This window comes from Flavobacterium flavigenum (assembly GCF_027111255.2).
In the GTDB taxonomy this organism is placed as follows: domain Bacteria; phylum Bacteroidota; class Bacteroidia; order Flavobacteriales; family Flavobacteriaceae; genus Flavobacterium; species Flavobacterium flavigenum.
The window spans coordinates 3,816,641-3,833,578 of sequence record NZ_CP114285.2; the positions used below are offsets into that span (position 1 = coordinate 3,816,641).

Consider the following 16,938-nt stretch of genomic DNA (forward strand, 5'->3'; position numbering starts at 1 on the left):
ATGTTTAGTAAAGATAATTGGGATGAGATTTTACAGGCTTTAACCGCCAACGTTTTCAGAACGGTTCTAACTGCATTTGGGGTGTTTTGGGGCATATTTATTTTAGTAATATTACTTGCTGCAGGGAACGGACTTGAAAATGGTGTAAAAAAAGGGTTTGACGGAATAGCGACAAATACCATGTTTATGTGGAGCCAGACAACATCAAAAGCCTACAAAGGCTTGCCAAAGGTGCGTCGTTATGATTTTAGAAACAGTGACGTTGCTTCTTTAAGAGAGGCTTTTCCGGATTTATTATATGTTTCCCCACGAAATCAATTAGGTGATTTTAACGGAACAAATAATGTGGTTAGGGGAACAAAAACTTCGGCATTTACCATTTATGGGGATTATCCCGAACTGATTAAGCAACAGCCAATGGATATCATAAAAGGACGTTTTATCAATCAGCAGGATATTCTTGAAAGAAGAAAAATAGCAGTGATTGGAAAAGGTGTTATTGCGGAGCTTTATGGAAAAGAAGAAGAAGCTGTTGGCACTTATGTGAAAATTAACGGAATAAATTTTATGGTTGTTGGGGTTTATAAATCGAAACAGCAGGGAGGGAATGCAGAGCAGGAGCAAAAAAACATTTTTATTCCTTTTACTACTTTTCAGCAGTCTTTTAATTATGGGGATAAAGTAGGCTGGATGGCACTTACTGCAAAAGATGAAACCTCTATTACAGATTTAAAGCCAAAGATTTTGAACAAAATAAAAGCACTTCATTCTATAAATCCTAAAGATGATCGTGCCGTAGGAAACTTCGATTTGTACGAACAATTTAACAAGGTACAAAGTCTTTTTACTATTTTAAAAATCATTGCCTATTTTGTAGGGACTTTGGTTTTGATTTCAGGCGTAATTGGTATATCCAATATTATGCTTATTGTGGTAAAAGAAAGAACTAAAGAAATTGGAATTCGAAGGGCGTTAGGAGCAACTCCAGCAGCTATAAGAGGACAAATTTTGTCAGAATCAATATTTTTAACCATCATTTCAGGTATGCTAGGAATTGCTGTAGCAACAGGGCTTATTGCACTTTTGAATATGTTTTTAGATTCAATGCCTCCAAACAGCAATACCATGTTTGCAAATCCTAGTGTAGATTTAAGGGTAGTATTTGTAGCCTTATTAATTCTTGTGGGTTCAGGATTACTCGCAGGATTTATACCGGCGCAGACCGCAATCAATGTAAAACCGGTAGATGCTTTACGAACAGAATAAATTATCAATCAAAATATAATCGAATTAACAACTAACAAAATGAAAAAAGGAGTAACCGTAACCATTTTAATTTTTATTGCTATAGTTTTCTTTGGCGCACTTTATTATCTGTATGCTAAAAATCAGGAGTCGCCAGTTGTTTTTAAAACTGAAAAAGCTGAAATTAAAACGATTGTAAAAAATACGATTGCAACAGGAAATATCCAGCCAGATGAAGAGGTTCTGATCAAACCTAATATTTCAGGTATTATTGAATCTGTTTACATTAAGGCGGGTGAAAAAATCAAAGCCGGGGATATGATTGCAAAAATCAGGGTTGTTGCTAATGTTTCTAATGTAAGCAGTACTCAAAATCAGGTTCAGACCGCTAAAATTGCATTAGACAATCAGGAGAAAATCTATCAGAGACAAAAAACATTATTTGATAAAGATGTAATTTCTGCAAATGATTTTGATGCAGCCCAGCTAGCTTATAAACAGGCAAAACAAAATTATCTGTCAGCAAAACAAAGTCTGGATATCGTAAAAACAGGAACTACATCTTCATTAGGAAGCTATGCTAATACACTGATTCGTTCTACTGTAAACGGAATGGTTTTAGACGTGCCTGTAAAAGTTGGGAATCAGGTTATTGAAAGTAATAATTTTAATGAAGGAACTACAATAGCAAGCGTGGCAGATGTTGGAAGAATGATTTTCGTTGGAAAAATTGATGAATCAGAAGTAGGTAAAATAAAAGAAAAAATGCCTATTGAAATTACAATTGGAGCAATTGAAAACAAAAAATTCACGGCTGTTTTAACCTATATAGCTCCTAAGGGAGTAGTTGAAAACGGAGCTATCCAGTTTGAGATCAAAGCTTCTTTAGAAAACAATGATGCCACTTTTATCAGAGCTGGCTTAAGTGCAAATGCTTCTATTATTTTAGAGAAAGCAGACAAAGTTTTGGCTATTAAAGAATCATTGGTTCAGTTTGACAAAAAAACTCAAAAACCTTATGTTGAAATCGAAACAGCACCTCAAAAGTTCCAAAGAAAAGATGTAGTTCTGGGTGTAAGTGACGGGATTTATGTTCAGATTAAAAGCGGTGTTAAGGCATCTGATAAAATTAAAATATGGAATCAGGGACTCATCAATGAGGGAGAAGGCGAAAAAAAATAATTTGATTATTTAAAGCGATTTTTGGACTTATAAAACGTTAAATTTGCATGGTATCTGCTGTGCTTTCATTTCAAAATATATGAAAATAAATAAATGTAATAGTTTTGTTTTTGCTCTCCTGTTTGGATTAGCATTATCTACACAGGCTCAAACAAAACAATGGACACTGGAAGAATGTGTACGTTATGCGCTGGATAATAATATCACAATCAAACTATCTGAATTAGATGTTAAGAATTCTGTCATAGATAAAAGAGGAGCTCTAGGAAATTATCTGCCTGCTGTAAATGCAAATGCTTCACATTCATGGAATATTGGATTAAATCAAAATATTACAACAGGATTGCTTGAAAATCAAACTACACAATATTCATCAATTGGGGCGAGTGTTGGTGTTGATATTTACAAGGGTTTACAAAATCAGAATACTTATAGAAGAGCTAAACTTTCTATAGTTGCTTCAAAATATCAATTGTTAAAGATGCAAGAAGATATTTCATTAAATGTCGCCAATGCATTTTTAGAAATTCTTTTCAATAAGGAAAATTTAAAAGTAAAAAAGGAACAGCTCGCTATTGATGAAAAACGATTTAAGCGTTCAGAAGAAATGGTAAATGCGGGTACAATTCCTCGTGGAGATTTATTCGATTTAAAAGCTACTGTGGCAACAGATCAACAAGCTATTATTGTAGCTGAGAATAGTTTGTTAATTTCTAAATTAAGTTTGGCTCAGTTATTACAACTTAAAGAATTTGCTGATTTTGATGTTATCGATAATACAAATGTACAGGATGAAAATAACATCATGGCTCAAAATCCAACTGATATTTATAATAAGGCAAAGGAAACAAGAACAGAATTAAAGCTTGCACAAACTAATCTGGAAATTGCGCAAAAAAATGTATCCATTGCCAAAGGAGCTTATCAGCCAACTTTGAGTGCTTTTTATAACTTTAATACCAGAGCAAGTTATTCAGAAATTATTACAGGATCTACTTTAAATACGGCAAATCCAACCAACCAAATAGGCTTTGTTGAAGGAACTAATCAGTCTGTGTTACAGAATAATTACTCCCCTGTTTTAGGAAATGCGGCGCCTATTCTGGATCAGTTTGATAATAATAAAGGACAGTCTTTTGGAGTTCAGTTATCTATTCCGATTTTCAACGGATTCTCTGCAAGAAATAATGTAGAGCGTAACAAAGTAAGCCTGGAAAAATCTAAAATTGATCTTGAACAAAAAAGTTTAGATTTGCAGCGTAATGTTTATACGGCTTTTACGGATGCAAAAGGAGCGTTAAATGCTTATGAATCAGCAACGATAACTTTAGAAGCAAGACAACAGTCTTATAATTATGCAAAAGAAAAGTATGATGTTGGCTTGATGAACTCTTTCGATTTTACTCAGGCACAAACCTTGTTAACGAACGCACAATCAGATGTAATTAGAGCAAAATACGATTACATGTTTAAAATAAAGATACTTGAATTCTACTTCGGAATTCCAATTGTCCCAATTATCAAAAACTAATTATCATGTCAAAAAAAACAATTTATTTCTTAATTGGCGGTGCAATAATTATAATTGCTGCTTTAATAGGACTTTCGAAATCGGGAGTGATAGGAAATAAGGACGAAGGAAAAGAAGTAGAGATATCAAAAGTAGTAGCTTCCACAATTATTGAAACCGTTTCGGCTACAGGTAAAATTCAACCAGAAATAGAAGTCAAGATTTCCCCGGAAGTTTCGGGCGAAATTATTTTATTAAATGTAAAAGAGGGGCAGGTTGTTAAAAAGGGAGATTTATTAGTGAAAATAAATCCGGATTTATATACTTCAAGTTACAATCGTTCAGTTTCAAATTTATCAGGTACCAAGGCGGGATTAACGCAGTCCGAAGCTAGTTTCAAAGAAGCAAAAGCGAACTATGAACGTAATAAAACTTTGTATGACAAAGGTGTTATTTCAAAGTCTGACTGGGATAAAGCTATCGCTTCTTTTGAAGTTGCAAAAGCTACAAGACAAAGTTCTTACTATAATGTTCAGAGTGCTTCTGCATCGGTAAATGAAGCAAAAGATAATTTAGGACGTACTACAATATATTCTCCTGCAGACGGAACCATTTCTGTACTAAATGTAGAATTAGGGGAACGTGTTTTAGGAACACAGCAAATGGCAGGAACTGAACTTTTAAGAGTGGCCAACCTTAATAATATGGAGGTTGAAGTTGATGTTAATGAGAATGATATTGTGAAAATAAAAATTGGAGATGAAGCGAATGTTGAAGTGGATGCCTACTTAAAAAAGAAATTTAAAGGTGTTGTAACCAGTATTTCTAATTCGGCTAGTACGACTTTAACATCAGATCAGGTAACTAATTTTAAGGTTAAGGTTAGAATTTTAAAAGAATCTTATCAGGATTTGCTTGAAGGAAAACCAGCTTCATATTCTCCATTTAGACCAGGTATGACTGCAACTGTTGATATTATCACTACAACAAAAACAAATGTTTTGGCAGTGCCTATTAGTTCTGTTGTTGTAAAATCGGATACAACTGCTGTTAAAGATTTTAAAGTTGAGGATCCGAATGAGAAAAAAACAGTGCCAAAAAGTGATAAAAAATTTGAATGTGTTTTTGTAAAAGTGGGTGATAAAGCAAAAATCAGAATTATCAAAACCGGTATTCAGGACGACACAAATATCGAAGTAATGTCTGGATTAAAACCTGGAGATGTTGTTATTACCGGACCTTATACAACTGTTTCCAAAGAGTTAAATTCCGGTGATAAAGTCAAGGTTAAAAAGACTGAAATCCCGAAGAAATAAATCGATACAATTAACTTTAAATAAAAAATTTTGTCTTTTATTCTTAATATCGAAACCGCTACCAAAAATTGTTCGGTAGCAATTGCTAAAGATGGCGAAACAATTATTTGCAAAGAAATTGCAGAAGAAGGTTATTCGCATGCCGAAAAGCTACATGTTTTTATTGAAGAAATAATAGCTGAATCAGGGATTTCTGTTCATGATTTAGTCGCAGTTGCTGTAAGCCAGGGACCAGGTTCTTATACCGGACTTAGGATTGGGGTATCAGCAGCAAAGGGATTGTGTTTTGCTTTAAATATTCCGTTGATTGCAGTAGATACTTTACAAACCTTGGCATCTCAGGCTAAAATTTCTGAAGGAAAAATAATTCCAATGCTGGACGCGCGGAGAATGGAAGTTTACAGTGCAATTTTTAGTGCTGAATTAAAAACTGAAAGAGCAATTCTTGCAGAAGTTATTGACGAAAATTCATTTAAAGATTTTACAGAAAAGCTGTATTTTGTTGGTGACTGTACAGAAAAATGCAAGACAGTATTAACTAAAGAGAATTTTGTGTTTTTAGAAGATATCAAATATCCTTCAGCTGCCGCAATGAGTAAAATTAGTTACGATAAATATCAAAAAAGCGACACTGTAGATGTCGCTTACTTTGAACCTTATTATTTGAAAGATTTTATGGTTGCTGCACCAAAAAAGCAATAAATGTTTTATTTCTGTACGGTATATGGCTGAATGGCAATACCTGCTTCATCTAATGCTATTTTGCAATTCTCTAAAGTTTCAGAAAAAACGGCTCCATAATTTTCATTTTTTGCCCAGGGACGAACAGCAAAATCAATAGAACTTGCCGATAAATTTTTTACAAATACTTCAGGTGCAGGAGATTTGAGGACCTTAGGATTCTTAATTAAAACATCTAGTAATATGTCTTTAGCTTTTTTGATATCTGAATCATAAGAAACAGAAAAGGTCAAATCAGCTTTTCGCTCACCCTGCATTGAATAATTGATTATATTTCCATTAGATAAAGCCCCATTTGGTACAAAAACCGTTTGGTTATTACCCGTAACTAATTTTGTAACAAAAATTTGAATTTCGACTACGGTTGCAATCACTCCTTGTGCCTCAATTGTGTCTCCTACTTTAAAAGGCTTAAAAACAATAATTAGCATTCCGCCCGCAAAATTTGAAAGTGAACCCTGTAGTGATAAGCCAACCGCAAGTCCCATGGCTCCTAAAATGGCTACAAATGATGAAGTTTCAATTCCGAGTTTTGAAATAAAGGTTACAAATAACAATATTCTTAATGCCCAAAGCAAAATATCAGCAAGAAACTTAGTTAATGTAGGGTCTAAATGTCTTTTGACCATTATTTTTCTAATAATTCTGTTTATCAGTCTTATAGCATATAAGCCTACAAATAAAATTAGAAATGCCGAGATCAACTTCGGTGAATAATCAATTAAGATGTCAATAAATTTCGTTGCGTAACTTGAAAGCTGGTTGGGGTTTACATCCATATTTTAGATAAAAAAACCTTCTAAAAGAGAAGGTATATTAATTGTGCAAATATAAAAATTTGCTGTGAAAAAAAGTCTTATCATTACAAGATATAACTTTTATCATTCGGTTTCTGTTATTGGCTTTTCGCTAATATCTACAACGGTATCATAAACAATTGGCTGCTTATCATCACTTTCTATACTTTCTTTTACAGCATCAACGATGTCGTTTATAGAGTCAGCGGCTTTTTCTGCATATTCACTTAGAATTTCTTTGGCATGATTAGTAAACTCAGCAGCATCTTCCAGTATTGGTTCAGAAACTTCTTTGAGTTTATTTAAAGTTTCTTCAACTAAGTTTTCTGTTTTTTCAATGTATGCTTTTTCGCCAGTATGTTGATCCGGGTTTTCTATTTGAGTTGACGTTTCCTCATTTTTGCTAAATAAATTTTTTAAAAACGATGATAATCCCATGTTACAAAGTTGATTAAGTTACAATACAATATTAAGTATTTTGAATTTAGTATGGTGTTATATTTTAGTAAAATCTTCAATGAAGTGTGATTAGGAATAAAAAAAAACGCCTTGATTAGGCGTTTTTATGGGTAATTCAATTGATTTGTTTTTTATGCGTTTAGCGCTTCAACAGTGATCTGCTCATCATTTAGCATGCTTTTCAGCATGTTTTCTATACCACTTTTTAAAGTAAATGTAGAAGACGGACAGCCGCTGCATGCTCCCTGTAAAATAACTTTTACAACTTTGTTGTCTTCATTATAAGAATCAAAAGCAATGTTTCCTCCATCTGCAGCAACCGCTGGTTTTACATATTCTTCCAGTATGTTAATGATTTGTTGGGAAGTAACATCTAATTTGTCAAAAGCTTCATCTTTGGTTACATCATTTTTTGTAGCAGTTTCAATTAAACTTTCATCTAAAACGGTTCCTCCGTTTTCAATAAATTGTTTGATGAAAGTTCTAAGTTCAAGTGTAATTTCTTCCCAGTTATTGATTTCGTATTTGGTTACCGAAATGTAATTTTCATCAATAAAAACTTCTTTTACATAAGGAAATTTGAATAATTCCTGGGCCAACGGAGAAGAAGCTGTCTGGTCAATGTTTTTGTATTCAACAGCATTTCGGGTTAGCATTCTGCTTACCACAAATTTTAATGCAGCAGGATTTGGAGTTGTTTCCCCGTAAACTGTAATTGGCTGTTTTTTAGGTTTATTTTCGTCTATATTTACAATAGTACCGCCTTTATTTACAAAAGCTTCAATCTGCTCGGCTACTGCATCCTGGACATCTTCCCATTCTACGATACTGAATCTTTCAACAGCAATAAAATTCCCTGAAATATAAACAGTCTTCACAAACGGAAGATAAAATAACTGCTGGGCTAATGGTGAAGATTGTGCTTCATCAATGTTTTTAAATTCAAAATTTTGATTTTGTGTGATGAAATCATCAAATTCAAACTTTATAATGGTAGGATTTTGAGTTTCTTTTATAGTGATTTTTGCCATGTCTTTATATTTTTTGTAAATTTAATAAAGTTATCTTCTACTAATAGCTATATTTGGTTTTTTAATAAAACAATTAAGATTCTTTTTGTAATCAATCTTGTTAAAATTTAAAATGCGGCTAATAAGTTTATTTTGCATGGAATTGAAAATCAGAATCTTATTTGTTTTCATAATTACTTCATTCTATTCTTATTCACAAGAAGGGATTCCGGTATATTCTGATTATTTATCAGATAATTATTATTTAATTCATCCTTCTATGGCCGGTGCTGCAAATTGTGCAAAAATAAGGCTTACGGCCAGAAAGCAGTGGTTTGGTCAGGATGATGCGCCCTCTTTACAAACGTTAAGTTTTAATGGAAGAATTGGAGAAAGATCCGGTGCGGGGATTATTGTTTTTAACGATAAAAATGGATATCATTCACAAAAAGGAGTAAAGCTTACTTATGCACATCATATTATGTTTTCAAGAAGTGAGCTGGATTTGAATCAGCTTTCTTTTGGGATCAGTGGAGGTTTGATTCAGAGTCAGCTTGATGAAACTTCATTTGGAGGAACTTTTGACCCAATTGTTTTTGGATCAATACAAAACAATTCTTATTTTAATGTTGATGTAGGGGCATCTTATAATTTTTTGGATTTTTATGCCCATTTAACTGTTCAGGGACTTATTGAAACCAGAAGGCAATTGTATACAGATTATGAAAGTGATAATTTAAGAAAATTTCTTTTGAGCGCGGGATATGTTTTTGGAAAAAGTGAAAATATCACGTGGGAGCCTTCTATTTTATTTCAATATTTTGATCAGACAAAAGAAAAATCTATCGACCTTAATTTAAAAGCGTATAAAAATATGGACTTTGGGAGTATATGGGCTGCACTGTCTTACAGAAGAAGTTTTGATGGAGCGAGATACAGCGGAGGAAGCGGATCAGGTGACCAAAAATTACAATATATAACTCCTATTATTGGTCTTAATTATAAAAAATTCATGTTTGCTTATACCTATTCAAACGTAACGGGTGATGTGAAATTTGATACAGGAGGATATCACCAGATAACTCTTGGTATTAACTTATTTTGTAAAAGAGAACGCTACGATTGTAAATGTCCAGCGGTTAATTAAATTTAGATATCATGTTGATAAAAGCTGTAAACGGAAAATCTCCTGTAATTCCTGATGATTGTTATATTGCCGAAAATGCTACTATTGTTGGCGATGTAACTTTTGGTGATTCCTGTAGTGTTTGGTTTAATGCTGTTATTCGGGGAGACGTAAATTTTATTAAAATTGGGAATAAAGTAAATATTCAGGACGGGGCGATTATACATTGTACGTATCAAAAGCATCCCACAATTATTGGCAATAATGTTTCAATTGGACACAATGCTATTGTACATGGCTGTACTATTCAGGATAATGTTTTGATTGGAATGGGAGCTATTGTAATGGACAATTGCGTGGTAGAAAGTAATTCGATTATTGCAGCCGGAGCGGTTTTAACACAAAATACAGTTGTAGCCTCAGGAAGTATTTATGCTGGTGTCCCTGCCAAAAAAGTGAAAGATATTGATCAGTCAAATTTCGCGGGTGAAATTGAGCGCATCTCTAATAATTATGTGATGTATTCGGGCTGGTTTAAAGAATAATTTCAAAATATAAAAAGCAATATTTTAAGTTCTAATGAAATTCGAACAATATTGGAATTTGGAATTTTTTGTTTGTAAATTTTAAAAAAGTTATAAATTGATTCTTTCGAAAAAGGCATTTTTATAGCTTTCGCTAATCGGAATTCGTTTATCACTAATCAAAACCTTATTTTTTTGTATTGATTTTACATGTTTGATGTTGATAATATAAGACCTGTGTATTCTCGAAAATCCTTTGCTGAAAAGCAAATTTTCTAATTTTATCAGACTAATCAGAGTGAGTGTGAATTTATTGTCTGTTGTATAAATTTTCACATAATCTTTTAAACCTTCGATAAATAAAATATCAGCGAAATTCATTTTAACATTTTCATATTCAGCTCTTACAAACATAAAATCCTGTTCTAATTCAGGAATTGTAGTGTTTTCAGAAATAGCCTGAACGGTTGGAGGATTTAAAACTTGCTGTGCCCGGACTACAGCTTTCAGGAATCGGTGAAACGGAATTGGTTTTACTAAATAATCTACTGCACCAAGATTAAAACCTTCAACAGCATAATCAGAATAAGCTGTTGTGAAAATAATTAAAGGCTTTTTTTCGATAGTATTTAAGAATTCAATACCTGAAAAATGAGGCATCTGAATATCAAGGAAAATTAAATCTACATTGTTTTGATTAATAAAAGACACTGCATCAATAGCATTATTAAAAGTGCTTATTAATTCTAATGAATCTACTTTGCTAACAAAATCTTTTAGCAAATCTACTGCTAAAGGTTCATCATCTATAATTACACATTTCATCTTTTTAGATTTAAATTTTAATAAATTAATCGGGTAAAAGTAGCTTTAAACAAACGACTTACATTTTAAAATTTAGTTAAATATTCAGTAAGCTTATTTCGTTTATTGTTGATTTATTGAATGTCAGTTTGTATTTTATCTAATTTTAAATTCAGATGTACACGATAATATTGGCTGTCTTGTTTTATTGTCAACTCATGTGCATTAGGATATAGCAAATCCAGCCTGTTTTGAATATTTGCTAAACCAATACCTGAATTTTCAGGGTCTTTTTCATAATTCTCAATTGTATTTTCTGTCCAAAAATCGAGATCATTTTCAATAATGATAATCTTGATTTTTACATGAGCAGCTCCTTTATAATCAGTACCGTATTTAAAGGCATTTTCAATAAATGAAATTAACAATAAAGGCTCGATGAATTTATTTTTAGGATCTCCGTGAATATTTATAACTATGTCTTCAATATTGTTGAGCCTTAACTTTTGTAATTCAATATAATTCTGAATATAATTGATTTCTTTTTCTAAAGCCACCGTTTTATTATCTGTTTCATACAGCATATACCGCATTAATTCTGATAATGTTACGATGGCATCAGGAACCAAATCAGATTTTTTATGAGCCAAAGAATAGATGCTGTTGAGAGAATTAAATAAAAAATGTGGATTAGTCTGTTTTCGTAAATAATTTAATTCAGTATTAGTCCTGTGTGTTTCGGCAATTAATTTGTTTTGTTGGTTTTGATAAAATTCCGTTAAGGTCCTAATGATGGTACTAATGGTCGTAATTAAAAGATAGAAAAATGAAGGTCCAATTTTAAAAAAAAGTGGCTGTTTATGCAGACGGAATTTCATTCTGCCTTCTTTCAAAAACATCTTTGCTTCCTCAGGCATCATTTTAGGAGGCATCATATTTTGCATACGTAAATGATTGAATTCAGGAATAAAATAATTAATCCTGATAACCATAAAAAGTAAAATCAGTGCCAGGACAAAAATAAAATACAGCCAATATTTTTTTTCCAGAAGCAATATGGGTACCAGATAAAAATAGTTGAGATAAAATAAAATAATTCCGGTTCCCCATTGTACATAGAAATCATTATTAATTCTAAAAGGACTTTCGTAAAACTGAATCAATGATGTCAATATAAAGAATGTCCATATAGTAATATGGAATAAAACTTTATTTGAATTTGTATTTTTAAGGGTACCGATATTCATTTACATTTTTATTTTTAATAAAATTAAATCATTTTTGGTTACCGATGGCGATCTGTTTTGATTGAGTTTTTTTACTACTAATCCGGCGACTTTTAAGGCGTCATCTTCTGAGCGAAAACTTTTAGTTTCACTGATAACCGGAATAATGGTTTGCTTGATTATAATTTTATCTTGATACGAAATTGTATATCCCCAGCCCGAGGCAGTTTTTATAGATTCAGCATGTAGTGTTTTCTTTTGTGTACAAGCTGTCAACTGCAGGAAAAATACAATAAAAAGCAAATTCTTCCAGAAGAATCTCCGGAAGAATTTTAAATTTTTGGGATTAATTATCATCATCATTTTGTGCTTCAAGTGGCTTAAATTCCCAGGCATCATCGAAGTACGTTGAACCAATTCGTCCTAACATTAAAAAACCTCTGTTGTTAATGGCAAAACCTACGGCATCAGTTCTGGCTGCTCCTTCAAGAGCTGTTCTCTCTATCCAAAGATCAGTTGTTGGGTTATATTCCCATACGGTTTTAATACCTTCACCTCCAACCACATAACCTAATCCATTTAGGCTGAAACTAGATGCGTTTGAACGGGTTATCGCATAGTCATCATTCCAGCTGTAATCATCATCATCGTCCTGATCAATGTCTCGCAGCCTTGTCCAAACTTCAGTTTCAGGATTAAATTCCCAAAAATCTGCCTGATTTACACTGTTATTTACGCCAGTTCCCAAGTAAGCTTTATCGTTTATAATAAACACTGTAGCATTTCGTCTTTTATTTCCACTAAATCCACTAACAAGTGTCCATGTATTGTCAGTGTCGTTATACTGATAGAAATCTTTTAGATAATTTCCGTCATACCCAGTTCCGAAATACGCTTTTCCGCCTACCTGAAAACCAACGGCTCCATAACGTGCTGTTCCTCCAAAATCGGCTTTTGCTTCCCAGCTATTGCTCACAGGATCGTATTGGTAAAAGTCTTTCAGCTTATTAGTTCCATCATATCCAAGACCAATATAGCCTTTACCATTAAGTTCAAAAGCAGATGCAGAACTTCTTCCTATCCCAACAAAATCAGCTTTTTGCTCCCAATAATCACCATTTGAGTTGTAAGCCCATAAATCTTTTAAATATTCGTCTCCTGTGTAGCCTGTCGTAACATAAGCATAATCCCCAATTACAAAACTGGCAGCACTAGATCTGGCAGGTCCGTCAAAAGCAGATTTTTTAATCCAGTTCCCTATTAATTCATCATCTTCATCATCGTTGCTGCAGCCTGTAAAAAAAAGGCCTGATAATAAAGTTGCAAATAATATCCCTTTTTTAAAATTATTCATAGTTTGAAATTTATTTATTGTTTGTATTTGATCCCAATGCTTAAAATGTAACCATCGCCACTGTTAAAATCATATAGTTTATGATTGTTTTCGTCTACTAAATCGTATTGTTTGTTAAAATCGTAACCTGCTTTAAAATTTACAAACCAGTTTTTATCCATATTCCTTTCATACTCAAAAGCTGTTGTAATTTGAGAAGTGCTGATTTTGGTTCCATTACTATATGATTCAAGAGACTTATCCAGATGGTAAAAGTTCCCGTTGAAGTTATTGCTTACACTAAATTTGTTTCGCTCATTGTTGGAATAAGATATTGCCGAATCTGGAAAACCTATTAAAATATTGGTTTGATTTATTTTTCCGTAAAAAGACAGCGTCGGAATAAATTTAGGAGTACCAAAAATTGTTGATCTTTCGACACCAATATTTAATCCTATTTTTGAAGTCAGCTGCTGCTTCAATTGGAAGCTCCCTAAAAGGCTTACATCAGAAATGCCTAAATTTTGTTGAAAATTGATTGTTGGTTTAACTGAAAAATTCAATTTCGTAACCTCAGAAATTTTATGTGATATTTCGAATTTGTTTTGAATCTGATTAAACTGATTCAGGTTCTCAAAATCATAATAAGCTTGTGCGTCGTATTTTATTTTCAGATTTGTGTACTCTAATTTATTTGTAATCTCATTTTTATCATCTATTTTTTTATAAATAGCGATACCGGTATTCGTTTCATTAAAATTTATTTTTTCTGTTGGCTCCGTCTTTAAATTAAAATCAACAATAAGCTTTTCCTGCGCTTTCATATTAAGGAAGCTAATCCAAAACAGCACCAAGACCAAATCCTTTTTTTTCATTATTTAATTAATTGATTCAAAAGTAGGAGGGAGTCTGTTTTAAAAAAAAGAATATATATGTATGGGGCATTTTGGTAGACCAAATGGCAATTTTTTGGGCTTAAAGAGTTATTTGTCTGCCAGTGTATTTTGTAGATGTTTTTGGGCTTTCTATAGTATAAAAATGAAGGCTTGTATATGTTATAGTGTTGCCCAGAAATGTGCCTTTTATATTTGTTCAAAAATTCGGATTATGTATAAGTTTATATTGATGTTGTTTTTTGGATTTGCTGTGGTTTCATGTGGTACAGATACAGATGCTGGCGAATTTGTTGTTGGCTCTGATTATCTGTCGGTAAACAACAAAGTGATTTTAATTGATACGGTTACAGTTGAAATGTCTACCATCAATTTCGATTCCCTTATTACTTCTAATAAGAGTAGGATTTTGATAGGGAATTATGACGACCCTTTATTTGGTAAAGTAAAATCAAGCAGTTATTTTCAACTGGCATCAGATTCATATTCTTTAATTAGTACCAGTGATACAGAATCAGCAAATTATGTTTTTGATTCTATTTCGATGATTTTAAAATATGATAATTACTATTATGGAGATACAACCAGGGTACAGACTTTCAATATCCATAGACTCATTCAAAAGGTCAAACCTAATACTGATGATGATTCATTTTATAATAATTCCGCTTTGAATTACAGCTCAGAAAGTTTGGGGACCATTTCGTATAAACCCAGGCCAATAGAAAAAGATTCTATAAATGTAAAAATGGATGCTGCATTTGGAGAAGCACTTTTTTTAAAACTTAAGAAAAGAGAAATTACGGACTTCGATAGTTTTGCTGAATATCTGAAAGGACTTGTAATTATTCCTCAAACCGCTAATTCTTCAAGTATAATTGGTTTTAATCTGACAAGTAAAGTACGATTGTATTATTCAAAATATCTTGGTGACGACATAGACTCTTATGTAAAAGATTTTACTATAGTAGATGCTGCCAAACAGTTTAATGCTATCTCTTTAGATAAGACAGGAACTTTGATTCAAAATTTACCTGCCTCAAATAGCAGATTGTCAAGTTTGTTAACCAATAATCAGGGATATATTCAGTCTGGAACAGGACTTGCCTGCAGAGTAGATTTTCCAAATATAAGACAGCTCAAATATATTGCTGATAAAGGTGCAATTGTTGATGCCGAATTGATTTTAAAACCTGTCAATAACACATATTCCAAAGGATTTCCCTTATCGGATTCTCTACAGGTATATGTTGCAGATAAATTAAACAGGATTAGTGGCGTATTAAACGATGCATCCGGTGCCTCATTATATGCTAAACTAAACAAACAAAGTGATGAATTTAATGAAAATGTGGGTTATTCATTATCTGTAGGTAATTTTCTTCAGAAAGAAATGCTAAAACAATCAGACTCTAAATCTTCATTAGTTTTTGCTCTGCCTAATATTAATAAAGCTGTTAACAGAATTGTTTTGGGTGACCAGAAGCATCAGAATAATAAAATTCAATTGAAAATTTACTACCTCTCTTATTAAATGAAAAATAGAATAATCTTTTTAAGTTGCTTCATTTTGATGTATGCAACTTCTTTTTCGCAAAGTATTTCCAGTTCTCCTTATTCATTGTACGGTTTAGGAAGTTTGTATGATGCAGATTATGGTGCAATTCCGTCTATTGGTTCCTCAGGGATTGCATTGCCATCAGATGCTTTTATTAATAACTTAAATCCGGCTTCATTAGGTTATTTGCCACTCAATCATTTTATGTTTGAAATAGGAGGAAAGGCAATTGGAACCACTTTTAAGAGCAGTTCTAAAACTGAGAACCGCAACAATTTTCAGTTTTCACATATTGCTTTTGCTTTTGCAGTAAATAAAAAATCTGCTTTTAGTATTAGTCTGCGACCTTATTCGAGCGCATCATTCAAAATATCAGAATTTAAATTGCCTGTAGAAAACAGTTCAGAGTATTACATTTTAAACGCAGAAGGATCCGGGGGATTAAATAATTTTGATATTTCATACGGATATCGCATCAGTAAAAAATTATCAGCCGGGTTTACAGGAAATGTTCTTTTCGGAAATACTACAGATGAAAGAAGTTATACGATTTCAAACTCAGTAACGTCGGTTAATAAAAAAACTGATTATAGCGGTGTACGTGCAACTTTAGGAGTTCAGTATAAAATTGATTCAACTCTTACCATTGCTTCTACTTTTAAGGCACCTTCCAAAATCAAAGCATCAAAGGTACAGTCTTTAGGAACTATTAACAGTTCGGGTGAAAGTACCATAGAATCAGATGCGGTATCAGATACAGATGATTTTTATATGCCTTTGGAAATAGGTTTTGGAGTCAGTAAACGTTTCAGGAATAATCTTAATATGACCCTTGATTATGAAAAAAGCTTATGGAGTGATACCAATCAATCAGAGTTATATGGTGATTTTGTAAATCAGGACCGCTTTGCTTTAGGTTTTACTTATCGAAGAAATAAAAATTTACGAAGCTATTGGGATGGGGTTCAGTATGGGGCAGGAGTAAATTTTGATACTGGTTATCTGGAGGTTGATGGAAAGAGAGTTAATAATGCTGCAATTTCTATTGGAGTTTCTTTACCCGTAGACAACACTTTTTCTGCTCTTCATATTTCTTACTCTTACGGTCAGAAAGGCAAAATTGGAGATGGTCTGATAAAGGAAAACTACCATAAACTATCACTTAATTTATCATTGGACGGAATATGGTTCGTCAAGCGAAAAATTGAATAACA

Annotated in this window: 17 protein-coding genes; 9 read left to right on the forward strand and 8 right to left on the reverse strand. The window is 32.7% G+C overall.

Features of this window, described 5'->3' with window-relative positions; translation table 11 throughout:
• From OZP09_RS15825 to tsaB, 5 genes are all read left to right on the forward strand, one after another.
• The gene (locus OZP09_RS15825) at positions 1-1,266 is read left to right on the forward strand and encodes an ABC transporter permease (protein ID WP_269234685.1); all 1,266 of its coding nucleotides are present in this window, start codon (positions 1-3) and stop codon (positions 1,264-1,266) included.
• Between the two features lie 39 nt (positions 1,267-1,305).
• Complete coding sequence (locus tag OZP09_RS15830; protein ID WP_281309644.1) at positions 1,306-2,427, forward strand: efflux RND transporter periplasmic adaptor subunit; 1,122 nt, start codon at positions 1,306-1,308, stop codon at positions 2,425-2,427.
• A 79-nt stretch (positions 2,428-2,506) separates the two neighbouring features.
• Positions 2,507-3,958, forward strand: a complete 1,452-nt coding sequence (locus tag OZP09_RS15835) for a TolC family protein (RefSeq protein ID WP_269234687.1) — start codon at positions 2,507-2,509, stop codon at positions 3,956-3,958.
• Between the two features lie 5 nt (positions 3,959-3,963).
• The gene (locus OZP09_RS15840; RefSeq protein ID WP_281309645.1) at positions 3,964-5,253 is read left to right on the forward strand and encodes an efflux RND transporter periplasmic adaptor subunit; all 1,290 of its coding nucleotides are present in this window, start codon (positions 3,964-3,966) and stop codon (positions 5,251-5,253) included.
• A gap of 30 nt (positions 5,254-5,283) precedes the next feature.
• Positions 5,284-5,955 carry a tRNA (adenosine(37)-N6)-threonylcarbamoyltransferase complex dimerization subunit type 1 TsaB gene (gene tsaB / locus OZP09_RS15845; RefSeq protein ID WP_269234689.1) on the forward strand — a complete coding sequence of 224 codons (672 nt, stop codon included), beginning with the start codon at positions 5,284-5,286 and terminating at the stop codon, positions 5,953-5,955.
• A 5-nt stretch (positions 5,956-5,960) separates the two neighbouring features.
• Here tsaB and OZP09_RS15850 read toward each other — a convergent pair whose 3' ends face one another.
• The 3 genes from OZP09_RS15850 to OZP09_RS15860 form a co-directional block, all read right to left on the reverse strand.
• The gene (locus OZP09_RS15850) at positions 5,961-6,773 is read right to left on the reverse strand and encodes a mechanosensitive ion channel family protein (RefSeq protein WP_269234690.1); all 813 of its coding nucleotides are present in this window, start codon (positions 6,771-6,773) and stop codon (positions 5,961-5,963) included.
• Positions 6,774-6,875: 102 nt separating this feature from the next.
• On the reverse strand, positions 6,876-7,229 hold the full coding sequence (locus OZP09_RS15855; RefSeq protein ID WP_269234691.1) for a YtxH domain-containing protein: 354 nt from the start codon (positions 7,227-7,229) through the stop codon (positions 6,876-6,878).
• Between the two features lie 152 nt (positions 7,230-7,381).
• A complete protein-coding gene (locus OZP09_RS15860; protein ID WP_269234692.1) occupies positions 7,382-8,281 on the reverse strand; it encodes a NifU family protein in 900 nt (299 codons plus the stop codon).
• 136 nt (positions 8,282-8,417) lie between these two features.
• Here OZP09_RS15860 and OZP09_RS15865 point away from each other — a divergent pair, with 136 nt between their 5' ends.
• Entirely contained in the window at positions 8,418-9,407 is a 990-nt protein-coding gene (locus OZP09_RS15865; RefSeq protein WP_269237892.1) for a PorP/SprF family type IX secretion system membrane protein, read from the forward strand.
• Between the two features lie 11 nt (positions 9,408-9,418).
• Positions 9,419-9,931 carry a gamma carbonic anhydrase family protein gene (locus tag OZP09_RS15870; RefSeq protein ID WP_269234693.1) on the forward strand — a complete coding sequence of 171 codons (513 nt, stop codon included), beginning with the start codon at positions 9,419-9,421 and terminating at the stop codon, positions 9,929-9,931.
• A 90-nt stretch (positions 9,932-10,021) separates the two neighbouring features.
• Here the strand turns inward: OZP09_RS15870 and OZP09_RS15875 are convergent, their stop codons facing one another.
• From OZP09_RS15875 to OZP09_RS15895, 5 genes are all read right to left on the reverse strand, one after another.
• Positions 10,022-10,735, reverse strand: coding sequence for a LytR/AlgR family response regulator transcription factor (locus OZP09_RS15875; RefSeq protein WP_223679676.1), 714 nt, complete (start codon positions 10,733-10,735; stop codon positions 10,022-10,024).
• 113 nt (positions 10,736-10,848) lie between these two features.
• Positions 10,849-11,961, reverse strand: a complete 1,113-nt coding sequence (locus OZP09_RS15880) for a sensor histidine kinase (protein WP_281309646.1) — start codon at positions 11,959-11,961, stop codon at positions 10,849-10,851.
• Complete coding sequence (locus OZP09_RS15885; protein ID WP_281309647.1) at positions 11,962-12,303, reverse strand: DUF4907 domain-containing protein; 342 nt, start codon at positions 12,301-12,303, stop codon at positions 11,962-11,964.
• Positions 12,287-13,294: a Kelch repeat-containing protein gene (locus OZP09_RS15890; protein WP_281309648.1), complete on the reverse strand. Its 1,008-nt coding sequence runs from the start codon at positions 13,292-13,294 to the stop codon at positions 12,287-12,289. Before OZP09_RS15890 ends, OZP09_RS15885 begins: the two co-directional genes overlap by 17 nt.
• 14 nt (positions 13,295-13,308) lie before the next feature.
• A complete protein-coding gene (locus tag OZP09_RS15895; protein WP_281309649.1) occupies positions 13,309-14,148 on the reverse strand; it encodes a DUF6268 family outer membrane beta-barrel protein in 840 nt (279 codons plus the stop codon).
• Between the two features lie 232 nt (positions 14,149-14,380).
• On the opposite strand from OZP09_RS15895, the gene OZP09_RS15900 reads away from it, so the two are divergent.
• Positions 14,381-15,700, forward strand: a complete 1,320-nt coding sequence (locus OZP09_RS15900) for a DUF4270 family protein (RefSeq protein ID WP_269234697.1) — start codon at positions 14,381-14,383, stop codon at positions 15,698-15,700.
• Complete coding sequence (bamG, locus tag OZP09_RS15905; protein WP_281309650.1) at positions 15,701-16,936, forward strand: BamG family beta-barrel-assembly machinery protein; 1,236 nt, start codon at positions 15,701-15,703, stop codon at positions 16,934-16,936. It abuts the gene before it with no gap.
• The last annotated feature ends 2 nt before the right edge of the window (positions 16,937-16,938 follow it).